This is a genomic window from Nostoc sp. 2RC, assembly GCF_014222165.1.
GTDB classification, from domain to species: Bacteria; Cyanobacteriota; Cyanobacteriia; order Cyanobacteriales; family Nostocaceae; genus Nostoc; species Nostoc linckia.
Genome location: NZ_JACKZU010000513.1, coordinates 1 through 4280 on the forward strand (window position 1 = coordinate 1; position 4280 = coordinate 4280).

The window sequence follows — 4280 nt, forward strand, 5'->3', positions numbered from 1 at the left end:
CACTCCCCACACTCCCCACACTCCCCACACTTCCCACACTCCCCACACCTTTTTTCGCTCACCCATGCCTCAGCTTCACTCTCGCCTTGGCTAGCAATATCAATCTCTAAGCACTGTGCCACAAACCAGTTACCTTCTTGCCATACACTTGCAGTAAAAGTTCGTTTCATCAGTTTTTATAGTTAGACACTTTATTTTGATTTGATTATACAGTTAGAAGAAAACTTGGGGTACATTGAAGCCGCAAACCCTTATTTGCTAAGATTTGCAGTGCGACAACATTGAAACAAGGCAATTGGTCATCATGCCAACATCTACAATTGACAATCAAGATGCAGCTGCTATCCAAGCTGCAACAGAAGGGGTTGCAATCTGCGATCGCACCGCTTGGGGACGCATCAAAGTGTCTGGCGATGACCGCCTCCGCTTTTTACACAACCAAAGCACTAATGATTTCCTCGCACTCAAGCCAGGACAAGGTTGTGATACAGTTTTCGTCACTTCCACAGCTAGAACAATCGATTTAGTAACCGCCTATGTCAGAGAAGATGCGGTGATTTTGCTGGTTTCCCCTAACCGCCGCCAGTTTCTTATGGAATGGTTGGATAAATATATTTTCTTTGCAGATAAGGTGGAATTATCTGATATCACCCAATATACCAATACTCTCAGCCTCATTGGCCCTCTCAGCGACGCTGTAATTGAAAAATTGGGTATTGGCGAACTTATTGGTCAACCTTACGGAAGTCACCAAGTATACACCATTGCCAATGCTCAGGGAGTGCGAATTGCTGTAGGTAGTGGTTTAGGAATTCCCGGTTACACTTTAACTTTTCCCTACACTGACAAAGCAACAGTGTGGGAAAAACTCTTAGAACTTGGAGCAGTAGAAATGAGCGATCGCGCTTGGGAAGTGTTGCGAATTTTACAAGGACGACCCGCCCCAGACGCAGAACTCACCGATGATTACAACCCCCTAGAAGCTGGTTTGTGGCAAACAATTTCTTTTACCAAAGGTTGCTACATCGGACAAGAAACCATTGCTCGGTTAAACACATATAAAGGTGTAAAACAGCACTTATTTGGTGTGAAACTCAGCGCGGCTGCGGAAATTGGCAGTGCGATCGCTCTGGGAGATGAAAAAGTTGGTAAACTTACTAGTTATACAGAAACTCCTGATGGTTATTTTGGCTTAGGTTACATCCGCACTAAAGCCGGTGGTGTGGGATTAAAAGTTCAAGTGGGAGAAACCACAGGTGAAATAGTAGAAATCCCATTTGTTTCTCATGAGTATCCATAGAATTAAGACTTATCATTAAAATTGACGCAAAGACACGGGGAATTTTTTCTGATAAGTGATTAGGCGGACATGATATTACGCAAGAAATATTTTGTCATGTCAATAGGGGACTTCCAAGTAAATAGGACTTACGCAAAAGTATGAATAAACGAACCGCAAAGGACACATAGACACAAAGTGGCTTCCCGCAGGGTAGGGCACGAAGTTATAAGAGTTTGAGAGAGTTCTTGCGTAAATCCTAGTAAAAAAAATATTCCACAAAAGACTGTTGACTGTCAACGGTCAACAGTCAACAATCCCAATTGAGCAACTTATTTTCCCGACTCCCCTCTATTAACCATCGCATCTAACACCTTGGCAAAATTCATCTACCCAAGAAGCTACACTACGGGCATTGGTGCTTCGTAATACATCGACTTTGCTTTGAACTTGTTGTGATGGTGTATTTATATGCTGAGTATCTTTAGGAACTTCGGTAATAATTTCTAGCGATCGCACTGGTTTACCATTACTAGAAATTTCAGTAGTAATTGCTAAGGATCTGATGGGTTTGCTATGACCAGAAACTTGAGTACCCAATGCCACAGATGGCATAGTTTTGCTTTTGCTGTTGACCTGAGAGACAACTGTCAGCGTTCCTGTTGAGGAGGAGCGATGGAGCGATGATTTTACTGGTTTATCTTCCCTGAATAAACTGGAATCTGGCTTCACTGAATGTAGCGTTTTTACGGATATATTCGCAGGAATTTTAGTAACAACTGCCACTGATGTTCCAGATTGTGGTGTAGCAGCTACTTTAGTATTATCTGTTAATAATATTAGAGTTTGCTGCAAAGGTGGTAAATCAGAGTTTAGCGTCTTAACAGGAGAATCAGCTACCTCTTGAGTAGAATTTAAAACCAAGGGAACAACTTTGTTGTCGTGAGAAAATTCATCTTCTAACGCCTCACTTTCAACTTGCTTTGCCGATTTTATTAGACGTAACTCTTCATCGGGATTGAAGTTAAGACCCAAAGCAGTGACTATTTTATCAGGATTATTACTTAAATCAGAGATAAAATCAAGTATTTCATAAAACTGCGGTTCCAAAACAGACAAAGTTGCCAAAATAAATCCAGAAGAAGGACGCCGCAGACCATCGTAAGTAGCCCAAACTCGCATCTTAACCAACCAGGAAGTATTTTGCTCGTAGTAACTCAGCCACTTCTGTTTTAAGGATTGACGCAGTTGCTGGATATTCATCGAATGCCTCATATCAATTCAAAATTTAAAATTCACGCATTAAAAAAGCTCAATTTCATCTGGGTTTATAGACTTGTATCTATCACATTCTTTTTTACAAGTGTTATTACTGAAGTCAAAGGATTTTGGATTTGGGATTTTAGATTGACCCTACCAATAAATGGGTAGGGCTAGAGCCTTAAAAGAAGTTTAATAGCTTGCTAAAGTTAAGTTATCAGCAATCTAAAATCTCCAATTGGCAATTAACAACAGTGCAGACTTGATTTTTAGGAATGAAATCGATGATAGAGCATTTGTTTGACTCTTTGGCCACCTAACAAATGCTGTTTTACCAGTAAAGGTACTTCATCAGGCTGAACGCCACTATACCAGACCATATCAGGTAATACCAGCACCATCGGCCCATTACCACATTGTCCCAAACAACTGCTACCTGTTACCATTACCCCAGGAATTGGCAAAGCCATCAAAGCCGCCAAGACTTTCATAGCGCCTTGCTTTTTACAAGTGCGATTTTGACAAACCCGCACACATTTAGCTTGGTCATTAGTCATTAGTCATTAGTTATTGGTCATTTCTTCCTCTGCTCCCCATGCCCCATACCCCATTCCTAATCCACAGAAAGCCCTTTTGCAGCTAACCATTCATGGTTGAATATCCGCGATTGATACCGGGAACCACTGTCACATAATATGGTGACGATGGTATGTCCTGGGCCTAATTGCTTGGCTAAGGCAACAGCAGCCCCAACATTAATACCCGTCGAACCGCCCATTAATAAACCATCTTTTCTCAGTAGTTGGTAAACTACTCTTAAAGCTTCTTTGTCATCGATTTGGATAGCGTCATCGGCAGGTGCGCCTTCCATATTGGCTGTAACACGACCATTACCGATGCCCTCAGTGATGGAATTCCCTTCCATTTTGATTTCGCCGGTTTTGACATAACTATAAAGTCCACTACCCAAGGGGTCGGCAACGACGCATTTAATGGCAGGATTTTGTTCTTTTAAGTACAACGCTACACCAGCAAAAGTACCAGCAGTACCAGTTGCAGCTGTCCATGCATCTATTTTACCATCTGTCTGTTGCCAAATTTCTGGCCCTGTGGTTTCGTAGTGGGCGCGGCGGTTGGCTAAATTATCAAACTGATTTGCCCAAATGGCGTTTTCTAATTCGGCGGCAATTCTACCAGATAATTTGACGTAATTATTTGGGTCTTTGTAAGGTACAGCCGGGACGCGACGGACTTCGGCCCCCAAGGCTGTGAGTGCGTCTATTTTTTCTTGTGATTGGGTATCAGGGATAACAATTAGACATTTGTAACCTTTGGCGTTGCAAATATGCGCTAGTCCGATGCCAGTATTACCAGCAGTTCCTTCGACAACCGTACCACCGGGTTTGAGTAAACCTTTTTCTTCTGCATCTTGGATGATGTAAAGTGCGGCGCGGTCTTTGACGGAACCACCAGGATTAAGGAATTCTGCTTTACCAAGGATTTCGCACCCTGTTTCTTCACTAAAACTGTTTAAACGAATCAGAGGTGTGTTACCAACAGCGCCAACGAAGCCATTTTTAATGTCCATTTTGACTCTACCTATGTTGTCTTCTATAAAAATTTTGGCTTATAGCGGTGGCATGATTGACACATCTCCAGAAATAACCATAAATAGACTTCTAAGAGAAGTCCGGAAAAGGTGGAAAAGTTTGGTATTTCCCCTTTAACCTTTCCCCTTTCC

Annotated in this window: 4 protein-coding genes; 1 reads left to right on the forward strand and 3 read right to left on the reverse strand. The window is 42.1% G+C overall.

Annotated elements, in window-relative coordinates; translation table 11 throughout:
- The first annotated feature begins 304 nt into the window (after positions 1–304).
- Positions 305–1300 (forward strand): folate-binding protein YgfZ, encoded by a 996-nt coding sequence (locus GNE10_RS32390; RefSeq protein ID WP_185570091.1) that lies wholly within the window; start codon positions 305–307, stop codon positions 1298–1300.
- A 333-nt stretch (positions 1301–1633) separates the two neighbouring features.
- On the opposite strand, the gene GNE10_RS32395 is transcribed toward GNE10_RS32390, so the two are convergent.
- The 3 genes from GNE10_RS32395 to GNE10_RS32405 all read right to left on the reverse strand — a co-directional run bounded on the left by GNE10_RS32395 (position 1634) and on the right by GNE10_RS32405 (position 4127).
- The gene (locus GNE10_RS32395) at positions 1634–2542 is read right to left on the reverse strand and encodes a DUF5331 domain-containing protein (RefSeq protein ID WP_185570093.1); all 909 of its coding nucleotides are present in this window, start codon (positions 2540–2542) and stop codon (positions 1634–1636) included.
- 266 nt (positions 2543–2808) lie between these two features.
- On the reverse strand, positions 2809–3096 hold the full coding sequence (locus tag GNE10_RS32400) for a ferredoxin (protein WP_099072262.1): 288 nt from the start codon (positions 3094–3096) through the stop codon (positions 2809–2811).
- A 56-nt stretch (positions 3097–3152) separates the two neighbouring features.
- On the reverse strand, positions 3153–4127 hold the full coding sequence (locus GNE10_RS32405; RefSeq protein ID WP_099072263.1) for a cysteine synthase A: 975 nt from the start codon (positions 4125–4127) through the stop codon (positions 3153–3155).
- Positions 4128–4280: the final 153 nt, after the last annotated feature.